Origin of the sequence: Desulfosarcina variabilis str. Montpellier (assembly GCF_048565275.1) — a bacterium.
GTDB lineage: Bacteria > Desulfobacterota > Desulfobacteria > Desulfobacterales > Desulfosarcinaceae > Desulfosarcina > Desulfosarcina variabilis.
The window spans coordinates 1,307,799-1,328,218 of record NZ_CP159846.1; the positions used below are offsets into that span (position 1 = coordinate 1,307,799).

The window sequence follows — 20,420 nt, forward strand, 5'->3', positions numbered from 1 at the left end:
GAATCCTTGTCCCTCAGCCAAAACGAAATCAAGGGGTTACAAATCAACGATTTGTGGCCCCTTTTTTTATATCCATTATCTTTACCCATCCAGTTTAATGCGCCTTCTTGTACGTCCTACGGTGGTGACGATTCCCCACGGGCGATTGTTTGCGTGCCTATTCATGATTATAGTGGTTGCATGGATTGTATGACAAACGATATGAATGGAGGGAGTATCATGCGTCTGCATAAAACAATAACAGTCGTTGCTGTTTTAATAACCATACTGGTGTCGGCCGCTTGCACGACAAATTATGGCCGTTTATCCGTCGCTTCCGAGGTCGCGCGGGATTTCCAAACCGGTGTTATTCAGCCGGATTTTCAGTACTACTATTCGGGAAGAGAAAACATCCCCTATGCCATCATCGGCATTGATCGTAAGTACAGCGTGCCGTCACGGTATTGGATCCCCATCCAACCTGATGCGGATCAGCTCCGGAAAATGAGCGGGAACATTTTTCAGAAGGTGCGGGTTGATCCTTATGGGGCTGTCATCATGGGCCCCGATGGGAAAAAGATTGGGGTCTGGTACTCGAATGTGTATAATTATACAGTACGCGTCGACCAACAAGCGCAAACCGTTCAAATCCTCTTTGCCAATCCGGAGAACGATGACCAGCCTATGTGGTAATGTGAAAAAGCCGATGAAATCGATCTTTTTTCTCAGCATCAACATGATTTCGTTCGTCCCTTATGCCTACGGCCTATTGAAGAGTTTTGCCGAGCAGGACCCCGCAATCGCTTCGGCATATCGCTGGCATCCTCCGCTGACCGATCCGGAACCCGTCGATGCGCTTGTTTCTAAAATCAAGGATCCCAACATTTTATGTCTGTCCTGTTATGTCTGGAACCGTAATCAGCACATGGCGGTGGCCCGGCATGTCAAGGCAAGCTACCCGGATTGTTTGGTGGTTTGCGGGGGGCCCCATGTCCCGGATCATGTCGCTGACTTTTTTTCACAGTTTCCCTTTGTGGATATTCTCGTTCACGGTGAGGGGGAAATCCCCTTTGCCATGCTCCTTCGTGAACTTTTGGTCCGAGAACCCGATTTTACCCGATTGAAAGGCATTTCGTTCAACCAGGCGGGCAATCCCGTGTTTACGCCAAAGGGGGAGCGCTTGGGCAAAACGCTGCCGGTTCCCAGTCCCTATCTGAACGGAAATCTGGATGCATTTCTCGGCGCAGATAACGGCAACCGCATCGCGTTGTGGGAAACCAACCGGGGATGCCCGTTTGGCTGCTGCTTTTGTGATTGGGGGGTGCGTACAAAAAACAAGGTTCGCCTGCATTCCATGCAAAGGGTGGCGCGGGAAATCGACACGATGGCGGCCAAAGGCGTCGAGGATATCTATGTCACCGACTCCAATTTCGGTTTTTTCAAGCGCGATTTGGACATCGCCACCCTGTTGGTCGACGCGCATAGCCGAACCGGATTTCCCAAACGGGTTCGGATACAATTTGCCAAGACATCCAATGCAACGGTATTTGCCATCAGCCGTTTATTGGTCGAAAACGACATGCTGTGGGGCACCACCTTGTCAATGCAAAGTGTGGATGAATCCGTCCTTGACGCGGTGGCCCGTCCGCATGTGGACATCAGCGTTTACGCACACCTGAAAAAACGATACCAGTACCATCATATCCCAACCTACACAGAACTTATTTTGGGGCTGCCGCGGGAGACCCGCGAGTCTTTTATCAACGGCATCAGCAGCCTTCTGGAAATTGGGATGCACGATGACATCCGTGTGTTCGAACTGGCACTGCTCCCCAATGCCCCATTGAGCCAACCCGCCATGCGGCGGCGCCACGGTCTAAAGACACGATTCAAACCGATCCGGTTGACCGATAAAGGTATCGAACGTGAATTCGTGGAGTTGGTGTTCGGCACAAATACGATGCCCTATGAAGACTGGGCATATTGCCTGCTATTTGCCGAAATGGTGCAGGCGTTGCATAATGGGGCCTATACGCGATTTATCGCCATCTACCTGCATCGCGAAGGGCTGCTTACCTATCGGCGGTTTTATGATGGGCTTCTAAAATATTTTCTGAATACTCCCCAAGGCGCCGGCGCAGCGTTTCAACGCTTAAAGACGCTCATCGATGATTACCATGCGGATCCGGACATGCCCCAGGTCAACCGAATCCTGACCCAGTCGGATATGCTAACCCTGCTGCGGGATTATCATCCGACCCGCAGAGGCTGGGCCTTGTGGGGCTGGTTATGGTTAAGTCTCTGTGAAGTCAGACAGTCGTTTTACCATTCGGTGGCTGAGTTTCTGTCAGGCATGGGGATTCCCATGTCTGAAACGCTTCAGGATCTTTTTCATTATCAGCAGGAAATCATGCTTACCCCCGATTACGATCCCAAGAAAGGCAAAATCGTTGACTGTGGATTCAACTGGCACAATTATTTTTTTGAAAATGCCGAGTTGTCATCGGGGAAAATAACGCTGACATACTCGGATACCCACATGGGGCCAGGCCATCAATATCCATTGAATCCCGAAGATCGGCGGGCCTTTGTATCCGCCGCGATTGGCTTTTCTTACCCTTACTCGAAATTCCGACATTTTTTTCACCAGCCGGATCAATCGACGATAATGGTGAAATGAAGATTGTGTGCTTGCCGTATTAACCCGTTTCGTTGACCGGCGCAAACAATCGCTTGATGGACTAGTTTGATATCAATATGCTGAAATTATAGTATAATATAACTTTTCCCGGGTCTTAACAGGGTAGTAACGGTCCTTTACCCCGAAAAATATCATTAATGGTAATTATGCATAATTGAATATAGAAATATTTATTTGAATACTACTTGTTGGATTTGGGAGAAAAACCGACCTAATAGATTTCGGGAAAAACAAAAAAACGATGTTATATTAAAATCTTAAGCGTGTGGTTGAATATCTCGAATTTTCATCAAACGGAATGTATTACTTCTGAGGAAAGAGAAAAGTTCTTGACAGGGGTGCCGGCCATTGGTAGAAAATCCATAAATTATTAGGTTTATATGTATTAAGCGAATTTTTTTTCTACTATTTAAGGGAGTTGACAAGCGAGTCAATTGCTCTTTTTTAGAAAGACCACCGAATTACCCAACGATTTTATCGTTCCAGGGTATCCTACCTTCGCTATTATCCTGGAGCTGTAAAATAAATTTCCATGCAAAGGAGGTGGTGAAAAAGCAGTTCGCAGTACCTGTTGTACAAGATGAAAATTAGCAGAATTATTAGGTTATTAGGTTGCAGTAAAGAAGTCCTGATTAATTTCGTTAAGGAGGAAATTAAGATGAAAAAACTGTTTATTATCTTTGCCGTATTGTGCCTTGCCGCTCCGGTAATGGCAGCCGAGTGGGATTTTTATGGTAGTGCTCGTATGACAACCTTCCGCGTTGATGTTGATGAGGATGTGCCGGGTCAAGACAGTGACACGGATACCACATGGACACAGCAGGGCAACAGCCGTATCGGCGCTACCGTCAAGTTTAATGATCAGATCGGTGGCGCGTTCGAGATGAGCGATAGCTTCGGCAAACGTAAACTTTATGGTACCTATAGTTTCGGCGGCAGCGAATTGCTGCTTGGCCAGACCTACACCCCTACCAGCACCCAGTTCTACTCGAACAGTGTATATGCTGATGACGGCGACCTGCTGGGCTTTGGTCAGTTCTACGTTGGCCGTCTACCGATGATCCAGTGGTCCATTGCCGGATTCAAACTGGCCTTTATTCAGCCGAATGTGGTCGATTACGAGCTTACTGCTGAATCGGTTGTAGCTGATACGACGACAGGCGTAGTTACCACCACGGCTGCCACAAATTATGATACGGACGTAGACCTGCCAAAGATCGAAATTGGTTACAAGTTTAAAACCGATATGTTCTTTGCTGAAGCCGCTGCAGGTTATCAGACCTATTCCCTGGATGGCGGAGCCTACGAATACGACATTGATTCTTATGTAGTGGAAATCGGTGGCGGATTAACATTGGGTCCGGTTTTCTTCAACCTGGCCGGCCATATGGGGCAGAACCTGGGCAACTATGGCATTTACAATGCTCGGGGTGGATTTGATAACGAAGCCGACCTCATTGCCGGTAGAAGCGACACCAATGACGTGGACGGATTGGGTTACTTGGCTGTTTTGGGATTCAATATTTCCGAAATGTTCACTGTCGAAGTCGGTTACGGGCATGAAGAGAGCGAAATCGACAATTCCAACAATACCGAAGAAGGCGACCAATACTACCTGAACTGCCAAGTTAACATCGCTCCCAACTTCTTTATCGTTCCGGAAATTGGCATGATTACCACATCTGACGATGTTACCACGACTGAGCCCGAAACCTTCTACTGGGGCGCCAAATGGCAGATCAACTTCTAGTCATTTGCTAACGTAGATAGAAGACGATAGAAATATTCTGATAAAAACCCGGGGCGATTGCCCCGGGTTTTTTTGTCGGTAGATGGGATCTGCTGGCATGGCTTAACAAAATGCGGTTTTCCACAAAGCTCAATTTGGTTAGATTCTATATATAAATCGATAAGATACAATTGTTTGCGCGATGCTGCCAAGCTGAAACAGATGTCATCCCCGATTCTTAGCTGTGCGGTATAGGAAACCAGCGGCCGGCGCTTCATCCTTCATCATAGGACGAGCAAAAAAAACAGCCCCTTATTGAAGTGATTTGAGTTGGGGGCTGTTTAAATAATTTATGAAATCAGTCCGCTTAACGTCAAATTTTATTGTGCATAAAGGTCAAAAGCGATGATTCTGCTCGCTGCATCGGTCAGTATCATTGATCCTTCTTTGGCGATGACAGCAACAACCAGCTCATCCATTCCATCATTATCGACGTCACCTAAGACAAAATCACTGGCGCGTCCATCGAATTCTTGAGTCTTCCATTTAGACTCGAGAGACAAGCCGTTCCACTCTTTGCATTCAATTACCGCCTTGCTAAATTTCCTGAAATTTTTAAGCATATTTCTGGCGAGTTCTTTGTGAAAAGCAACGAGAACCTCCGGCTTCCCGTTTCGGTCAGTGTCTGCAATCTGTACCCTCAAAGGGAAAAATTGCTTATTGTCGTGTCCTGGTTCCACTTTTGGGAGACTAAAGTAAGCCATATTCCCGCCGGTCCGCTCGGAATCCTCCCAAATTTGGTCTCCTGTGGCGTTGTATATCCGTAAATGATCCGACTCAGAGTAAGCGATCATCATGCTTTGCCCGGATTCCGTAACATCGCCATAATTCGCACCGATCAGGTTGGCTTTGTTACCTTTTAGCATTTGGACGGCAGGAACCAGATCATTCCCTTGCCATCGCATTTCCTGAATCGGGTTGTAGAAAATTGAATCTTCGGCAGAGCGCATCCGTTGCCCCATTAAAATAATGCCTCGATCCACGGTTTTTGCCACGCGATAGAACCAGTTCGTCCTGCCGTGGATGGTTTTATAGTCTGTCCCATCGAATTCCATTACAAAGGAATCCACATTGGCTTTTTTGGCACCCAAACTCGAGACATAAATTTCGGGGGTGCCATTTCCATTGATATCAGCCGCATCAACGCCAACATAAAAGCTAGTGCGAGTCTCTGCAGTTTCAGCGACCTTTATCAACCGGCCTTTTTCCAAACGGTAAATGGAGAGGCTTTTGTCGGAGGCGATTACGGTCTCCTGGCGTCCGTCATTGTCCACATCGGCAATGGCAAGGCCATTGATCAGCGCCTTGAAACTGCGACTTTTCCAGTATGTAGGCGTGCTATCATTTGTGCTCGCCGCAGGCGTGGCGGCCTTGAATGCCGGATTTGGTGGCTGTTGAGGTTCAGCCGCGGGCTGAACTGTCGTTTGAGTCGGCGTTGCCCGTGCACCTTTTGACTGCAACAGTTTTTCAGGATGCATGCGCGGATCGACAACCGGTGCTGGCTGAACCGGTGTTGACGGGGCGCTTTTTACAGACGGTGCGGCCACGGTGGCGCGCTGAGGCGCACTGCGGCCGAAAACCGTTTCATTGATATTGGCGGCAAACTGGTTGATTTGGGGAATGACGTCGCCCATCCCACGGGTTTGTGCAAAAAATGGTAATAGTGATTGCTGGCCGCTTACATCCATCATTTTGGCATCAATGCTCACACTTTCGCCAAACATGGTAATACTGCCGAACAGCACATAATCGGCTTTAAGCTTGCCGCCGACCTGCAGGGCACGGTTTTCTCCTTCGAGCCCCTCCTCAACCGATGCCAAGGCCGATCGGGTTTCAGGTTTGCTGATCACTTGGACCTGGTCCCTGTATGCAATGCGTGAGCTCAGCATGTCCATGATGCCTTCCTGGAGGAAGGTCAAATCTTTTTCAGCGTGCATCTCAAAGGGAATGATGGCCACCCGGGTCGGCGCTGCCAGCGCTGGAACGGTGTTGCAGAAAATCAGCAGAGCAAAAAGCATAAATATGGTCTTATGGGACAGGCTGCAAGGATGCTTTTTCAATGGGTGCTCCTGTATATGTGTGGAAATTACAAATTACAATATCCAAATTACAAATAAATTCCAATTTACAATATCGAAATTTCAAACCAGAAAGATTTACAGTAACTATTTGGATATTGTGATTTATCATTCTTTATTAAGCGTTATGCCCATAATCCAACAGTTAACCCAATTTATTTCGCAAAATTTCATTGACCACCTTCGGGTTGGCCTTGCCCTTGGTGGCTTTCATGACCTGGCCGACGAAAAAGCCCATCAGCTTTTTCTGACCGCCACGATAGCGGCCGACTTCATCGGGATGATCGGCTATGATGGCATCCACAATGGGGTCGATGGCCGATGTGTCGGAAACCTGCACCAGCCCTTTTTCTTCTACAATCACCTTGGCGGATTTGCCGGTCTCGGCCATGGTTTCGAAAACGGTCTTGGCAATTTTCCCGCTGATCACATCGTCGCCGAGCAGTTTCAAAAGCCCTGCCAGGTCATCCGGAGAAACCGGTGATTGATCGATGTCCAGGCCTTTGGCATTGAGCAGTCCCAGCAGATCGCCCATGATCCAGTTGGCCACGGTCTTGGGTTGATCAAAGGCGGACAGGCAGGCCTCGAAATAGTCGGAAAGCTCTCGGCTGCCGGTCAAAACTGTTGCATCGGCCGAGGGTAGTTCATAATCACTGATATACCGGGCTTTGCGTTGGGCCGGCAATTCAGGCATGTCCGAACGCATGCGCTCGATCCACGCGTCGTCGATGACCAGCGGCAAAAGGTCTGGATCGGGAAAATAGCGGTAGTCGTGGGCGTCCTCCTTGCCCCGCATGGATACGGTCTGACCTTTGTCCGGCTGCCACAGACGCGTTTCCTGAACCACCTGGCCGCCGTCGAGCAGCAGTTCCTTTTGGCGGGCGATTTCGTAGTACAGTGCCTTTTCCACATGCTTGAACGAATTAAGATTTTTTACTTCGGTGCGCGTTCCAAATGTGGTTGATCCCAAAGGCATAATGGAAACATTGGCATCGCAGCGAAAACTACCTTCTTCCATGTTTCCGTCACTAATATCCAGGTAGCGCAAAATGGTCCGTAGTTGACGCAGATATTCGCCGGCCACTTCAGGGCTGCGGATATCCGGCTCACTGACAATTTCCATTAGCGGGGTGCCGGTGCGGTTCAAGTCCACACGGCTGATGGGGCGGTCCGGGTCGTGGATCAGTTTACCAGCATCTTCTTCCATGTGAATGCGGGTGATGCCAATGCGCTGGGTTTGGCCGCCGGTTTCAATGTCAAGATAACCGCCTGTGGCAATGGGCAGTTCGTATTGGGAAATCTGATAGCCTTTGGGCAAATCGGGGTAAAAGTAATTTTTTCGGGCAAACCGGCTTTCCGGCTGGACCGTGCAGTTGGTTGCCAGGGCCATTTTGATGGTGTAGTCCACCACCTTTTTATTCAGAACCGGCAGTACGCCGGGCATCCCCAGGCATACCGGACAGGTATGGGTATTGGGAGGCGCGCCGAATGCCGTTGAACAGCTGCAAAAAATTTTGGTTTTGGTTTTCAGTTGCGCATGCACTTCAAGGCCGATAACGGGGGTGAATTCCATCTGTCATCTTCCATATCGCCATTAGACGGGTTTTTTAATGGAATGCGTTTTCACTTTCCATCGGGGTTGTCTATTACTCGGCAAAGGTAGCTTCATAAAAATCTCCTTTAGCCTATCCATTTTTACTATAAACGCAAGCAATATCACCAACCGTAGGGATTGTAAAGGTGGGCATCTGCCAGCTTAAGGTAACCGCATGGGGACTTATCCTATTAATGCGGTTACCCTGTTACCGACCAGTCAGGCCATTGCACTTCACAAGGTGATGCGCTATGATAAATATCTTCCGTTCAAACGCCGTTAGAGGATCTAAGAGCCTGTTTGGTAAATCCGTCTAAGGCCCGCTAACGGCGTTGGAAAGTGTCTCAAAATGCTCACATATTACATATATGCTCCGCTTTTGAGCCACTTTCCGCCTTGTTATCGGGCCTGATCCAGACTTCTCAAACAGGCTCTAAGCCAATGGGGGCAAACCGACGCATGACGCCACGCCTCCATTATACTTGTTTGCGCCACCTTCGTTCAACTTCATCATTACTCGTAAGGAGGACTGGAATGGCTGATTCTGTCATCGTTGCCACGCTGGACAATCACATCGCTGAAATTTCGCTCAACCGACCGGATAGTCTCAACACCTTTACATTGGACCTGGCCTCGGAATTAAACCGCGCATTGCTTGAGTTGGACGCTGATTCGGCGGTGCGGGTCATCATTGTCAAGGGGGCTGGTAAGGCCTTTTGCGCGGGAATCGACGTGGGTGATTTTTTTGATAAGAGTACCATGGAATATCGGGAATGGATCGAGTGTATGGAAACCCCTTTGGTAACCATCAGCCGGTTAAAAAAGCCGGTCATTGCCCAGGTGCACGGCGTGGCTGCGGCCAATGGTGCGGGCTTGGTGGCTGCCGCAGACTTGGCTGTGATGGCCGAGAATGCAAAAATGGGGTTGACGGCCATTAACGTGGGGCTCAATTGCGTGGGGCCGGTGATTCCGGTATCCAGGTCGGTGGGGCGTAAACGCGCCATGGAACTTTTGCTCTACGGTGAGTTGATCAAGGCACCCATGGCACTTGAAATGGGGCTGATCAACAAAATTGTTGCGGCTGACGATCTGGAGGCTGAAACCCGCCACTGGGCATCAATTTTGGCCGCCAAAAGCCCCGTTGCCGTCCAGATTGCAAAATCGGCTTTTTATGCGGCGGCTGATCTGGAATACGAGAAAGCCTTTGCCCACATGAATGAAGCGTTTGCGCGGCTTTGTTCCACTGCCGATGCAAAGGAGGGGGTCTCGGCATTTTTGGAAAAGCGCAAGCCGCAGTGGCAGGAAAAATGACCATAAGGAGATTTGCAAATGATAAAAGTGCTGATTCGACGAAAGGTACCTGATGATCAACACGATGCGTTGATCGCGCTGATCAATCAGCTGCGGTCGGCCATTATTGGCCAGACCGGCTATCTGTCCAGTGAAACGCTGAAACGCATCGATGCACCCGGTGAGATTCTGGTGATTTCCAAGTGGCAATCCCATTTTTACTGGAATGCGTGGTACGAGAGCGATGCGCGCACCCAGATTCAGGAAAAAATCGATCAGCTACAGAATTCCCAGACTCAATATGAGATCTATGAATACGAGTAGCCGTCGCCCTTTAACTTTCAGTATTTGATGAACTCGTAAACAGTCGCCGTCCGTATTTGATGCCAGCAGTGCTGCTGGAAGACCAGCCGCTTTGTGGTGCACAGTGGGGTGATGCAGGAATTGATCGGATTGCTTGAGAATCGCAAAACTATTGCCCTGGAATGCAATTTCTTTTAAAAACAGTTCTATTATAAGTTGTCTTGACTCAAGTAACCTGTGATTTGAGCTGTAAAAGGACCCTAAATTAAGCGATCAGCCGTTTGATTGGAAAGTTTGGCATCAAAAATAATGACAGTAACTTACGATGTTGAAATGAAAGTGCCGTTCCACGATCTGGACCCCATGCAGGTGGTCTGGCACGGAAATTACTTTAAATACTTTGACGTGGCCCGTTTCGGTTTGTTCAGCTCGGTGGGGATTGATCTGTACAAGTACATGACGGACCGCCAGTTGGTGTTTCCCTTAACGCGGTCATCCATCAAGCATATCTTGCCGCTCAGGTTTGAAGATCGGTTTATCTGTCGTGCCACGGTGACCGAGGCGCGCTACAAAATTACCATGAATTTCGATATCATTCGTCCGGAAAACGGTGAGATCTGCACCCGGGGCACCGGAGAACAGGTGGCCGTCAAACTGCCGGACATGGCTCTGGAGTTCGAGATCCCGGCGGAAATCACCCGGGCCCTGGGATTCTGACATGCAAGCACACCTTGCCGCGGCGCTTGTGGCCGGTAGTGAGCGGGTGGCTGCCTGGGCTGATCTACTGGATGAGATCAATGTTTTTCCCGTAGCCGATGGGGATACGGGGCGCAACCTGAAAATCAGCCTGGCCCCGCTGATCAGTGCCGATGGGTCGACGGCCAATTGGTGCCGGCAGCTGGTTTCGGTGGCCACCGGCAACTCGGGCAATATCTGCGCCGCCTTTTTATCCGGGTTTTTGCCGGCCGTTGACGACGGTCCACTTGGCCCGGCGATTTCAAAGGGAAGGGCAGCCGCCTGGAGCGCTGTGGCCGATCCCAAGCCTGGAACCATGCTGACCCTTTTCGACGTACTGGACGATGCGCTGCGCGTTTGGCCGGCAACACCGCAAAAGGATGATGGTGATCGGGTGGTCGACATCCTTGACCTGGCCGTGCGATCAACGCCGGAACAATTGCCGACGCTGAAGGCGGCCGGGGTGGTCGATGCCGGCGCCCTGGGGATGTTCATTTTTTTTGAGGGTTTTTTTCGACGCTTGCTGGCCGATGAAGCGCGGCTGGTAACGGTTACCGGCCGTTTCAACGGATTGTTGCAGGTGGCGTTTGACAACAAAACCGATGGGCCTTGCGGCTATTGCGTGAACACGATCCTGACCCCATTATCGGATTTCGCGGCCGGTGATATTACCGCCGAGCTAGGCGAAAGTGTGGTTACGGTTGCCGATGGCAACCGTTTGCGTGTTCATCTGCACACCACTGATCAGGCGCGCACCCGGGATCGGTTGGCATGCCTGGGGCAGGTGGTGGCATGGCAGGCCGACCCGCTGGCCGCTGATATACCGCTTGGCCAGGGGGCGGGGCAAAACCAACCCGTTCGGGTGATGACCGATGCGGCCGGATCATTGAATCGCAGCCAGGCCAAGGCCCTGGGTGCCATTTTACTCGACAGCTATCTGATTGTGGATGGCGCAAGGATTCCGGAAACCCTTGCCGACCCCAGCCGGCTGTACGCGGCCATGAACGCCGGTAGGCCGGTTTCCACAGCCCAAGCCTCGGTGTATGGGCGGTGCCAGGCCTATGAGAGCGCCCTGGCAAGATACGACCACGTTTTATATCTGGCCGTTGGATCGGTGTATACCGGCAATGTCGCCACGGCCGGCAGGTGGCGGGAAACCTGTGACCAGCCCGACCGTTTCGCGATAATGGATACCGGGGCGGCGTCGGGACGATTGGGCCTGATTGTCCGCCTGGTGGCTGAATATGCCCGCTCGGCGGATTCCATGGCTCCGGTCAAGGGCTTTGCCGCAACAGCCATTCAGGCCTGCGGGGAATTATTGTTTTTGGATCAACTCAAATTTCTGGTCGCTGGGGGCCGGCTTTCCCGTTCTAAAGGCTTTATTGGAAATTTATTGGGTATCAAGCCGATTATTTCGCCTCGGCCCGAAGGGGCGGTCAAGGTCGGCAGTGTACACCAGGCTTCCCAGCAGGTGGGATTTGCCCTGGATTACTTGAAAAAGCGATTTTCCCGGACGGATCACCCGACCTTTTTGCTGCAGTACACCGATAACCAAACGCGGGTCACGGAAAAGATCCGGCCGGCCTTTGAAAATCAGTTTCCCCATGCACGAATCATGGTTGCCCCCCTTTCCCTGACCACTGGTGCACACACTGGCCCGGGAACATGGGGCGTGGCGTTTTGTCCGGATCTGTCCGGTTAATAAAATTGTCATGAAAGATCAACTCATAGCGGAGTGATTATTATGCAAGTTTTTCGACCCTTCGTCGTCCTGACTCTGGCCATCGGCCTGCTGGCTCTGTCCGGCTGTGCCTATGTGAACACCAAGACGCCCCTGGATGTGGATCTTGATCAAACCACCCTGGGACAAAAGTCCGGCGTGGCCGAGGCCCGCAGCATATTGTGGATGGTTGCCTGGGGCGATGCCAGCTATGCCACGGCTGCCAAAAACGGGGGCATCACCACCATGCGACACGCGGATCAGGAAGTGTTCACCGTCTTGTTTGGCCTTTATTCACGCTACCGGGTGGTGGTTTATGGCGACTGATAGCCCGGCTTTCGTCACCCGGCGATGGACCGTGATGCTCGTGGCCATGATGCTGATCGGTTGTTTGACCGGCTGTGGTACGGGGCCCTTGATCGGCATGGTGTACACCAACGTGAAACTGCCGCTCACCGAGGATCTGAACGCCACGCCGGTGCCGGACACACCACCGGATACGGATCGTGTCGTCGAGATCAAGGAGCCTATTAGCGGGGCCGGTATGTACGCTCGGGTGAGTGTCAATGCCATCGGCGAAATTGCGCTCCAGAACGGTGTGGAAACGCTTTATTTTGCCGATCAGGAGGTTTTCAGCATCCTGGGGGTCTGGAAAACCCATCGGGTCTACCTTTACGGTGATCCGCCCAGCCGCCCCCCGCCATCTGACGTTGACGTGCCGGCCCAATGAATCGATCTTCCGCTGTTCGTTTCGCGGTGATCATTCCCACGTACAACCACGGATCACGTATCACTGATGTCGTGCGGGAGGCGCGGATGCTGGGATGGCCCATATTTGTCGTTGATGACGGTTCCACCGATACCACCGCCCGTATGCTGGACGATCTTGACGGCATCCATCTGCTTTGCCATCCGGCTAACCAGGGCAAAGGGGCGGCCTTGATCACCGGCATGCGGGCGGCGGCCGACATGGCCGATTATGCCATTACCATGGATGCTGACGGGCAGCATGATCCGGCTGATGCGCGGCGTTTGATGGCGGCGATCGGTGACCACCGGCGGGCCATTGTGGTTGGCCGGCGGCAAATGGATGACGCACCGTGGACCAGCCGCAAAGGACGGGCCTTTTCCAATTTTTGGGTATGGGCCGCAGGTGGCGGGCGACTGATGGATTCCCAGAGCGGTTTTCGTATTTATCCGATTTCAGAAACCCTGGGCCTGAAGGTCGCAGCCCGGCGCTACCAGTTTGAAGTGGAGGTGCTGGTCCGAGCCGCCTGGCAGGGGATCCCCATCGTGGAGGCACCCATCTCCGCCGCATACGGATCAACATTGCCCCGGATTTCTCACTTTAGGCCCTTTATCGACTTTCTGCGTAATTCTAAAACATTCAGCCGCCTGATCATCAAACGGGTGTTCACCCCGGCCTTGTGGTCACCGGGCATGCAAAACCGCCGTCTGCACTGATCCTTATGAGAACCATTTTTTATCGTATCCTCACCGTATTGACACGATGCCTGGGACTGTGGTTTTTCAGCCTGATCGCCGGTGGCATCGCCACCGGCTATTTTCTCTTTTTTCCCCGACGGGTCGGCGTGGGCCTGCGCTTTTATCAGACCCTTTTTCCCCACAGACACTGGTTTTACCATCTGTGGTGCACGTTTCGGCAGTTTATTGATTTTACTCACGTATTCCGGGATCGATTGGTGCTGGGCGACGATGGGGCGTTGACCAGTGACTTTGACGGATGGGAAAGGTTGCGGGACGCCATGGGAGGCAGTGGCGGCATTCTGCTCATGTCCCACATGGGCAATTGGGAGGTGGCGGCAAGGCTCCTGAAAAAGACGCTGCCGGAGCTGAGATTGTTGCTTTATATGGGCGTCAAACAAAAAGAGCAGATCGAAAATCTTCAAAAAGAGGCAGTTCGCCAGAGTAATATTCGGATTCAAGGCGTGGACGCATCCGGCGGGTCGGCACTGGACATTGTCGAGGGAATCCATTTTTTACGCAGCGGGGGGCTGGTTTCGCTCACCGGCGATCGTATCTGGCAGGCCGATCAGCGGACGCTGCCCGTACGATTCTTGGGCCAACAGATCCGGTTGCCGGCTGCACCCTATGTGCTCTCCATGACATCCGGGGCACCCTTATTTGTCTTTTTCGCCCTGCGAACCGGGCCGAGCCATTATCATTTCTCGGCCTCCCCCCCCATTGTTGTATCGCCTGCCGATCGCAGCGACCGGGACGCGGCCATGAACCGGGCCGCCCAGCAGTACGCCGACCTGCTGGAAACGGCGGTGCGCAACTATCCGTTTCAATGGCACCATTTTGAACCCTTTTTGGACGAACACTAAATATATTCGCTATGGCTTTGAAATCTGGACTGTTTTATAGTAGAAAACGGTTTTACTGATTTTGAGCACAGGATATTATACGAATGACAAAAGATGAGATAGAAAAGAAAATCATCCATATTTTCGAAGATCAGTTCGAGATCCAAGATCCGAAAACAGACGATGATTTGCGTGAAGTGTACGAGTTTGACAGTATCGATGCCATCGAACTGCTAAGGGAAATCGAGCTTCTATTAGGGGTTCAGCTGACGCGCGACGAGAAAAAGGCCGCCATGGATATCCGTACCATTGACGATATCGTTAAATATGTGATGGCCATGGACAAAAATCATTGCAAGAATTGACAATTTTTTAGCCGCTCTTACGATCAATCCCATGCCAAATACGGCTTTACCAAAACAATCGATAAATGGTAGTGCTGGTGATAACCAAATTATTTCATATGTATTGTGGTGCATAAGACTATGCCGCGACGAGTAGTTATTACCGGTGTGTCGGCCATCACCCCGATCGGTAACACCCGGTCTGAGATTATCAGGCATCTGACCGAAGGTCGTTCCGGCGTCATGCCCATGCGCGACGACGAGCTTCTGGTGGAGCATATCCACTGCAAGGTGTTTGGTACGGTGGCAGAGCCACCGGTGTTTGAGTTTGCCCGGCGGGACCGTAAAACCATGGGGCCGGTTTCCTATTATGCCTGTCAGGTGGCCAAGGATGTGCTTGCCGAATCGGGGCTTTCCGATGAATTCATTCGTAGCGGCCGGCTTGGCGTGGCCTTTGGATCGACCCACGGCAGCCCGACGGTGCAGCGGGATATCTATCGCACCTTTTTTAGTGATGAAGCCACGAAACTGAACAATGTGGGGGCGGTGGATTACCTCAAATCCATGGTCCACACCACCGCGGTCAACATCACCAAGATGTTTGGGATCAGGGGCCGGGTGATCAGTTCCTCCACGGCCTGCACCACGTCGAGTCAGTCCATCGGGTTTGGATACGAGGCCGTGAAGTATGGGCTCCAGGACGCCATGCTGTGCGGCGGGGCCGACGAATATGATACCACCACTGTGGCCGTGTTTGACAACCTGTTGGCCTGCTCAACCGATTTCAACGATACCCCGCATCTTACCCCACGGCCTTTTGACAGGCGGCGCGACGGCCTGGTGGTGGGGGAGGGCGCCGGCGCCGTATTGCTTGAAGACCTGGACATGGCCCGTAAGCGGGGCGCCCCCATTCTGGGCGAAGTGATCGGTTTCTCCTGCTATAACAACGGCGGTGATTTGATCCTGCCCAATCGCGACGGGATTACCCTGGCCATCGAGGCGGGGCTGGAAAATGCCCAGATCCAGGCCCAGGATGTGGACTGGATCAGTGCCCACGCCACGGCCACCAAAATGGGCGATGTCATCGAAGCCCAGGCCATTGGGACGGTTTACGGTGATCGGCCATGGATCACGGGGCTGAAAAGTTACATGGGGCATACCATGGGCTCGTGCGGAGCCATCGAAACCTTTATCGCCCTGATTCAGATGGCCGAAGGGTTCATCGCGCCCACACTCAACCTTGAGGAGGTAGACCCGCGCTGTGCCATGCTGAAGCATGCGACCCAGCTGGTTGAGGTGCCCGTTGAAACCGTCTCGGTGCAGAATTTTGCATTCGGTGGCGTCAATACCTGTCTGTTTATTAAAAAATTCAGCGATTAGCGGCAACGTAAAACCCACGGTGGCGGTTCGCCAATCGCTTGATAATCAATCGATATGATCATGAACTCCGCTCCACATCTCAAGTGGCTCCAATTCTTCAAGGACGTCGTGATCACCGTGACCTTGTGGGCCTTTGAAACGATCGGGTTCGTGATCCTGTTCGCCCCGTTTTATTGCCTGGCCTGGATTTTTTCCCGGGATGTGGCCCGGTCCTTTCAGCGGCTGAACTCCGGTTTTTACCGGTGGTTTTTTGCCCTTGTGCGCGCATTGGTGCCGGCCTGTCGGTGGCAGATTGACGATGCTGTCAAGGCCATCCGTGGGTCGGTGGTTGTCGCCAATCATATTTCCTATTTGGATCCGATTCTGCTGTTCTCTCTTTTCCCGCGTCATACGACAATTGCCAAACGACGTCTGTTTCATATCCCCATTTTTGGTTGGATGCTGCGGCTTTCCGGCTATCTGCCGTCATCGTCGGATCGGTTACTGGCTGACCTGGTGTTGTTACGCATCGAACAACTGCCGACGCTTCTGGACGATGGAGGAAATCTGGTGGTGTTTCCCGAAGGCACCCGAAGCCGGGATGGACGTATCGGTTCGTTCAACACGGGGCCGTTTAAAATTGCCAGGCTGTGCAACGCCCCGATTGATGTGCTATATTTAGAAGGCACCGCGCGTCTTTTCAAGCCGGGCCGGTTTCTGTTTGATACCGGATCACCCAACACCATTTACGCCAGACACCTGGCGCGCCTCGAACCCTGCTATGATGATCCTGATTTTTCCTTACGGGCGTTGATGGCCAAGGTGAAGAATATACTGGAAATGCGTCAAAGCAATCAATGACGGATTCGTCGGCCAGATTTCCAAGAGACGAGTTAACGAAAATCATTTATACTATTTTTCAGTATTTCATTTTTTCAATAAAAAACTTTTTCCGCGTTTTTTTTCGACCAGCTAAATAATGAATGTTTTTGATGAGGTCACCTACTCTTGCGTGGCCTTGAATCGTTTTTTATTTGGAGCGTGAATGAAGATTTTACTGTTTTCCATGCCGGATGTGGCGCCGGTTATCATGCACGAGTCGGCATTTCACATGCCCAGCCTTGGGATTGCCAGTATCGGTGGCAACATCGATGAGGGTCACGATGTGTATGTCGTCGATCTGATCCGCCAACGCCGAGGAATTAAAAAACACCTGGTACGCCGGCTGACCGCCATTCAGCCCGATCTGGTCGGGCTGTCGACCATGACCTGGCAATATCCCACTTGCGTCAGGATCATCCGGCTGATCAAGACGGTCCTGCCCAAGGCACGTATTGCCATCGGCGGCTACCACGCCACACTCATGGCCGAGGAGATTGCCGAATCACAGGAGGCCCGAGACATTGACTTCATGGTTCGGGGAGAGGGCGAAGAATCCTTCCGGCGGTTGGTCAACGCCCTTTGCGGGGAAGATCGACTGGCGGATATTCCCTCCCTGTCCTACAAGGATGGTGGACGCTTTGTACACAATCCCAAGGGCGAACTGCTGGATTTGTCACGGCTGAAATTGCCCATCCGCGATGAGCGCCGCCTTACCTGGGGCTACCACATCATGAACCAACACATAGAAGTGATGGAAACGTCCCGGGGCTGCACCCGGAATTGCAATTTTTGCAGCATCCGGCATATGTACGGCAGGGCTTTCCGGCCTTTTCCCATCGCGCGCATCCTGGCCGACATCGATGACATCTACTACAATTGCAAGGCGCGCTGGATCTTCGTTTCCGATGATAATCTGGTGCTGGACACTGACCGGGTGATAAGGATGTGCGATGCCATTATCGCCAAGGGATATCGAAATCTGAATTTGGTGGTGCAGGCCGATTGCGTGACCATCTCCCGCAATGAGCCGATGGTAGCCAAAATGGCCGAGGCCGGTTTCAGGTCAATGTTTCTGGGTATTGAGAGTGCATCCAAAAAGAACCTGGTGGCCGCCAAAAAAGGTGACATCATCAATGCCTCCCGTAAAGCAGTGGAGATTTGCCACAAATACGGCATCATGATTGTCGGCGGAATGATTTTCGGTTTTCCCAACGACGGAGAAGAAGAGATTATCGAAAATTACCGGTTCCTCAAATCCATCGGGGCGGACACCGCCTATTGTCAGATACTCACGCCTTACCCCAAAACGGGCATCCGTCAGGAGTTGCTCGACCAGGGACTGGTCACCAACCCGGATGACTACTCCCGTTATAATGGGATGTGGGCGAATGTGCGCACCCATAAACTTTCGTCTGATGAGCTGCAGTATTTGTTCTGGTATCACAACGAAAACGTCATGGGCTGGTGGAACCCTTCCGAACGCATCCGGTCCCAGGGCCGCCTGTGGACTTCCATCTGGATGTATGTGTTCAAACCACTGCTTAAAAAAATCCTGGCCCGGCAGCAGAAACGACTCGGCTGGCGGGGGCGCTTCGAAGAGGCCATCAAGGACCGCGCGGCGGTCAATCGTTTTCCGGATCTGGATGAGATCTAATTTGGGACCTTTGAACCACAGTGGACAAGTTTTTACGTAATATGTTATTTTGCAGCGCTCTTAACCAATGCAAATGACGAGACAAGGAGGAACGCTGTGGCTCAATGGATGAATCTGGGACAGCAGGTGAAGGTCAACGCCAGACACTATGCCGACAAACTGGCGCTCAAGGACCATGCACGTAGTTTTACCTACGCTGAAACCAACCGACGCGTCAATCAATTGGCCCACGGGCTGATGGGATTAGGATTGGCCAAAGGCGATAAAATCGCTGTATTCATGGACAACTGCATCGAGCTGGTGGAGCTTTTTCTGGCCACGGCCAAAACCGGCATCATCATCGTGCCGATCAATTTCCGGCTGGTCGGCAGTGAGGTCGTATATATCGTGAACAACGCCGACGCCAAGGCCCTGGCGGTGCAGGCACACCTCTCTAACGTTATCGATCCGATCAAAAAAAACCTGTCTCAGATCCCGGTGCAAAATTACCTGATCGCCGGTGGCCAGTCCGACGGTTACAAGGAGTACGAGCAGTTTATCGCCGGCCAGCCGGACACCGAGCCGGAAGACCACATGACCCCCAAAGACACATGGATTCTGATGTACACCTCCGGTACCACGGGCCACCCCAAAGGGGTGATCCGCTCCCACGAATCCCACATCGCCTTTTACCTGACCAACGGCCTGGATATGGGATTTGGCAACACCGATTACTGCATGAATGTCATGCCGCTTTGCCATATCAACTCGACCTTTTATACCTTCATGTTCCTTTATATCGGTGGATCGGTGTATGTCCACCCGGCCCTGGGTGTTCGTGCGCCGGATCTGCTGCGAATTATCGAGGCCGAGCGGATCACCTTTGTTTCGCTGATTCCGACCCATTACAACCTGATTTTGAACGTGGAGGAGCCGCACCGCAGCCGGGATGTGGGTTCCATCCGCAAGCTGCTTTGCTCGTCGGCTCCGGTGCGGCGCAAGATGAAACGTGAGATCATGGCATTTTTCCCCAACGCCGAGTTCTATGAGGGCTATGGCTCCACCGAGGCCGGTTCGGTCACGGTGCTCAATCCCGAGGACCAGATGGCCAAGACCGGCTCCATTGGACGGGAACTGCTCGGAACCGATTTCATCAAAATCCTGGATGATGAGGGCAACGAGGTCCCCACCGGTGAGGTGGGTGAGATCTACTCGCGCGGTCCCACGCTGTTTGACGAATACTACAAACTGCCCGAGAAAACCGCTGCCTCGTTCAGGGATGGGTGGTTTTCCGCCGGCGACATGGGCATGCGGGACGCCGACGGATATTACTATATCGTAGACCGCAAGGACAACATGATCATCACCGGCGGGGAGAACGTCTACCCCAGCGAGGTGGAAGAGGTTGTGGGCAGCAACGAATGCGTGTATGACTGCGCCTGCATCGGGGTGCCGGACGAGAAGTGGGGCGAAAAGATCGTGGCCGTGGTGACCCTCAAGGCGGGGGTGGATGACCCTAAGGTCACCGAGACAGAGATACAGGCCTGCTGCAAGGATAAACTGGCCGGCTACAAGCGCCCCAAAGAAGTGATTTTCATTAAAAGCGATGAAATGCCGCGCACGACCACCGGTAAAATTCTGCATCGCAAGCTTAAGGAACGGTTCAACCATTAGTGTCCATCCATT

At 52.0% G+C, this 20,420-nt stretch carries 18 protein-coding genes; 16 read left to right on the top strand and 2 right to left on the bottom strand.

The genetic code is table 11. From position 1 onward, the window contains the following. The first annotated feature begins 219 nt into the window (after positions 1-219). The 3 genes from Dvar_RS05775 to Dvar_RS05785 all read left to right on the top strand — a co-directional run bounded on the left by Dvar_RS05775 (position 220) and on the right by Dvar_RS05785 (position 4,430). A complete protein-coding gene (locus Dvar_RS05775; RefSeq protein WP_419660751.1) occupies positions 220-672 on the top strand; it encodes a hypothetical protein in 453 nt (150 codons plus the stop codon). Continuing rightward, a complete protein-coding gene (locus Dvar_RS05780) occupies positions 653-2,659 on the top strand; it encodes a B12-binding domain-containing radical SAM protein (RefSeq protein WP_419660752.1) in 2,007 nt (668 codons plus the stop codon). The genes Dvar_RS05775 and Dvar_RS05780 overlap by 20 nt, the downstream gene beginning before the upstream one ends. Positions 2,660-3,338: 679 nt before the next feature. Further along, positions 3,339-4,430, top strand: coding sequence for a hypothetical protein (locus Dvar_RS05785; protein WP_419660753.1), 1,092 nt, complete (start codon positions 3,339-3,341; stop codon positions 4,428-4,430). 359 nt (positions 4,431-4,789) lie between these two features. Here the strand turns inward: Dvar_RS05785 and Dvar_RS05790 are convergent, their stop codons facing one another. Beyond that, positions 4,790-6,529 (bottom strand): FG-GAP-like repeat-containing protein, encoded by a 1,740-nt coding sequence (locus Dvar_RS05790; RefSeq protein ID WP_419660754.1) that lies wholly within the window; start codon positions 6,527-6,529, stop codon positions 4,790-4,792. A 163-nt stretch (positions 6,530-6,692) separates the two neighbouring features. After that, the gene (gene gatB, locus Dvar_RS05795; protein ID WP_419660755.1) at positions 6,693-8,120 is read right to left on the bottom strand and encodes an Asp-tRNA(Asn)/Glu-tRNA(Gln) amidotransferase subunit GatB; all 1,428 of its coding nucleotides are present in this window, start codon (positions 8,118-8,120) and stop codon (positions 6,693-6,695) included. A 555-nt stretch (positions 8,121-8,675) separates the two neighbouring features. Here gatB and Dvar_RS05800 point away from each other — a divergent pair. The 13 genes from Dvar_RS05800 (at position 8,676) to Dvar_RS05860 (ending at position 20,408) form a co-directional block, all read left to right on the top strand. Continuing rightward, positions 8,676-9,452: an enoyl-CoA hydratase/isomerase family protein gene (locus Dvar_RS05800; RefSeq protein ID WP_419660756.1), complete on the top strand. Its 777-nt coding sequence runs from the start codon at positions 8,676-8,678 to the stop codon at positions 9,450-9,452. An 18-nt stretch (positions 9,453-9,470) separates the two neighbouring features. Continuing rightward, the gene (locus Dvar_RS05805; RefSeq protein WP_419660757.1) at positions 9,471-9,755 is read left to right on the top strand and encodes an antibiotic biosynthesis monooxygenase family protein; all 285 of its coding nucleotides are present in this window, start codon (positions 9,471-9,473) and stop codon (positions 9,753-9,755) included. Positions 9,756-10,067: 312 nt separating this feature from the next. Continuing rightward, entirely contained in the window at positions 10,068-10,451 is a 384-nt protein-coding gene (locus tag Dvar_RS05810; protein WP_419660758.1) for an acyl-CoA thioesterase, read from the top strand. Position 10,452: 1 nt separating this feature from the next. Beyond that, the gene (locus Dvar_RS05815) at positions 10,453-12,171 is read left to right on the top strand and encodes a DegV family protein (RefSeq protein WP_419660759.1); all 1,719 of its coding nucleotides are present in this window, start codon (positions 10,453-10,455) and stop codon (positions 12,169-12,171) included. Positions 12,172-12,213: 42 nt separating this feature from the next. Continuing rightward, a complete protein-coding gene (locus Dvar_RS05820) occupies positions 12,214-12,516 on the top strand; it encodes a TRL-like family protein (protein WP_419660760.1) in 303 nt (100 codons plus the stop codon). Continuing rightward, positions 12,506-12,919 (top strand): hypothetical protein, encoded by a 414-nt coding sequence (locus Dvar_RS05825; protein WP_419660761.1) that lies wholly within the window; start codon positions 12,506-12,508, stop codon positions 12,917-12,919. The genes Dvar_RS05820 and Dvar_RS05825 overlap by 11 nt, the downstream gene beginning before the upstream one ends. Continuing rightward, the gene (locus tag Dvar_RS05830) at positions 12,916-13,653 is read left to right on the top strand and encodes a glycosyltransferase family 2 protein (RefSeq protein ID WP_419660762.1); all 738 of its coding nucleotides are present in this window, start codon (positions 12,916-12,918) and stop codon (positions 13,651-13,653) included. The genes Dvar_RS05825 and Dvar_RS05830 overlap by 4 nt, the downstream gene beginning before the upstream one ends. A gap of 5 nt (positions 13,654-13,658) precedes the next feature. Next, a complete protein-coding gene (locus Dvar_RS05835) occupies positions 13,659-14,537 on the top strand; it encodes a lauroyl acyltransferase (protein ID WP_419660763.1) in 879 nt (292 codons plus the stop codon). Positions 14,538-14,620: 83 nt separating this feature from the next. Next, a complete protein-coding gene (locus Dvar_RS05840; protein WP_419660764.1) occupies positions 14,621-14,881 on the top strand; it encodes a phosphopantetheine-binding protein in 261 nt (86 codons plus the stop codon). A 120-nt stretch (positions 14,882-15,001) separates the two neighbouring features. Next, positions 15,002-16,240 carry a beta-ketoacyl synthase N-terminal-like domain-containing protein gene (locus Dvar_RS05845; RefSeq protein WP_419660765.1) on the top strand — a complete coding sequence of 413 codons (1,239 nt, stop codon included), beginning with the start codon at positions 15,002-15,004 and terminating at the stop codon, positions 16,238-16,240. A gap of 60 nt (positions 16,241-16,300) precedes the next feature. Beyond that, a complete protein-coding gene (locus Dvar_RS05850; RefSeq protein ID WP_419660766.1) occupies positions 16,301-17,080 on the top strand; it encodes a lysophospholipid acyltransferase family protein in 780 nt (259 codons plus the stop codon). Positions 17,081-17,264: 184 nt separating this feature from the next. Then, on the top strand, positions 17,265-18,755 hold the full coding sequence (locus Dvar_RS05855; RefSeq protein WP_419660767.1) for a B12-binding domain-containing radical SAM protein: 1,491 nt from the start codon (positions 17,265-17,267) through the stop codon (positions 18,753-18,755). A gap of 96 nt (positions 18,756-18,851) precedes the next feature. Then, positions 18,852-20,408 (top strand): class I adenylate-forming enzyme family protein, encoded by a 1,557-nt coding sequence (locus Dvar_RS05860; RefSeq protein ID WP_419660768.1) that lies wholly within the window; start codon positions 18,852-18,854, stop codon positions 20,406-20,408. Positions 20,409-20,420 lie beyond the last annotated feature (12 nt).

Excerpts from the sequence above, each read along its gene's own strand:
- Dvar_RS05810 (WP_419660758.1), top strand. The coding sequence starts at position 10,068 with ATGAAAGTGCCGTTCCACGATCTGGACCCCATGCAGGTGGTCTGGCAC.
- Dvar_RS05780 (WP_419660752.1), top strand. The coding sequence starts at position 653 with ATGACCAGCCTATGTGGTAATGTGAAAAAGCCGATGAAATCGATCTTT.
- Dvar_RS05825 (WP_419660761.1), top strand. The coding sequence starts at position 12,506 with ATGGCGACTGATAGCCCGGCTTTCGTCACCCGGCGATGGACCGTGATG.
- Dvar_RS05775 (WP_419660751.1), top strand. The coding sequence starts at position 220 with ATGCGTCTGCATAAAACAATAACAGTCGTTGCTGTTTTAATAACCATA.
- Dvar_RS05835 (WP_419660763.1), top strand. The coding sequence starts at position 13,659 with ATGAGAACCATTTTTTATCGTATCCTCACCGTATTGACACGATGCCTG.
- Dvar_RS05845 (WP_419660765.1), top strand. The coding sequence starts at position 15,002 with ATGCCGCGACGAGTAGTTATTACCGGTGTGTCGGCCATCACCCCGATC.
- Dvar_RS05840 (WP_419660764.1), top strand. The coding sequence starts at position 14,621 with ATGACAAAAGATGAGATAGAAAAGAAAATCATCCATATTTTCGAAGAT.
- Dvar_RS05805 (WP_419660757.1), top strand. The coding sequence starts at position 9,471 with ATGATAAAAGTGCTGATTCGACGAAAGGTACCTGATGATCAACACGAT.
- Dvar_RS05820 (WP_419660760.1), top strand. The coding sequence starts at position 12,214 with ATGCAAGTTTTTCGACCCTTCGTCGTCCTGACTCTGGCCATCGGCCTG.
- Dvar_RS05800 (WP_419660756.1), top strand. The coding sequence starts at position 8,676 with ATGGCTGATTCTGTCATCGTTGCCACGCTGGACAATCACATCGCTGAA.
- Dvar_RS05830 (WP_419660762.1), top strand. The coding sequence starts at position 12,916 with ATGAATCGATCTTCCGCTGTTCGTTTCGCGGTGATCATTCCCACGTAC.
- gatB (WP_419660755.1), bottom strand. The coding sequence starts at position 8,120 with ATGGAATTCACCCCCGTTATCGGCCTTGAAGTGCATGCGCAACTGAAA.
- Dvar_RS05850 (WP_419660766.1), top strand. The coding sequence starts at position 16,301 with ATGAACTCCGCTCCACATCTCAAGTGGCTCCAATTCTTCAAGGACGTC.
- Dvar_RS05785 (WP_419660753.1), top strand. The coding sequence starts at position 3,339 with ATGAAAAAACTGTTTATTATCTTTGCCGTATTGTGCCTTGCCGCTCCG.
- Dvar_RS05815 (WP_419660759.1), top strand. The coding sequence starts at position 10,453 with ATGCAAGCACACCTTGCCGCGGCGCTTGTGGCCGGTAGTGAGCGGGTG.
- Dvar_RS05855 (WP_419660767.1), top strand. The coding sequence starts at position 17,265 with ATGAAGATTTTACTGTTTTCCATGCCGGATGTGGCGCCGGTTATCATG.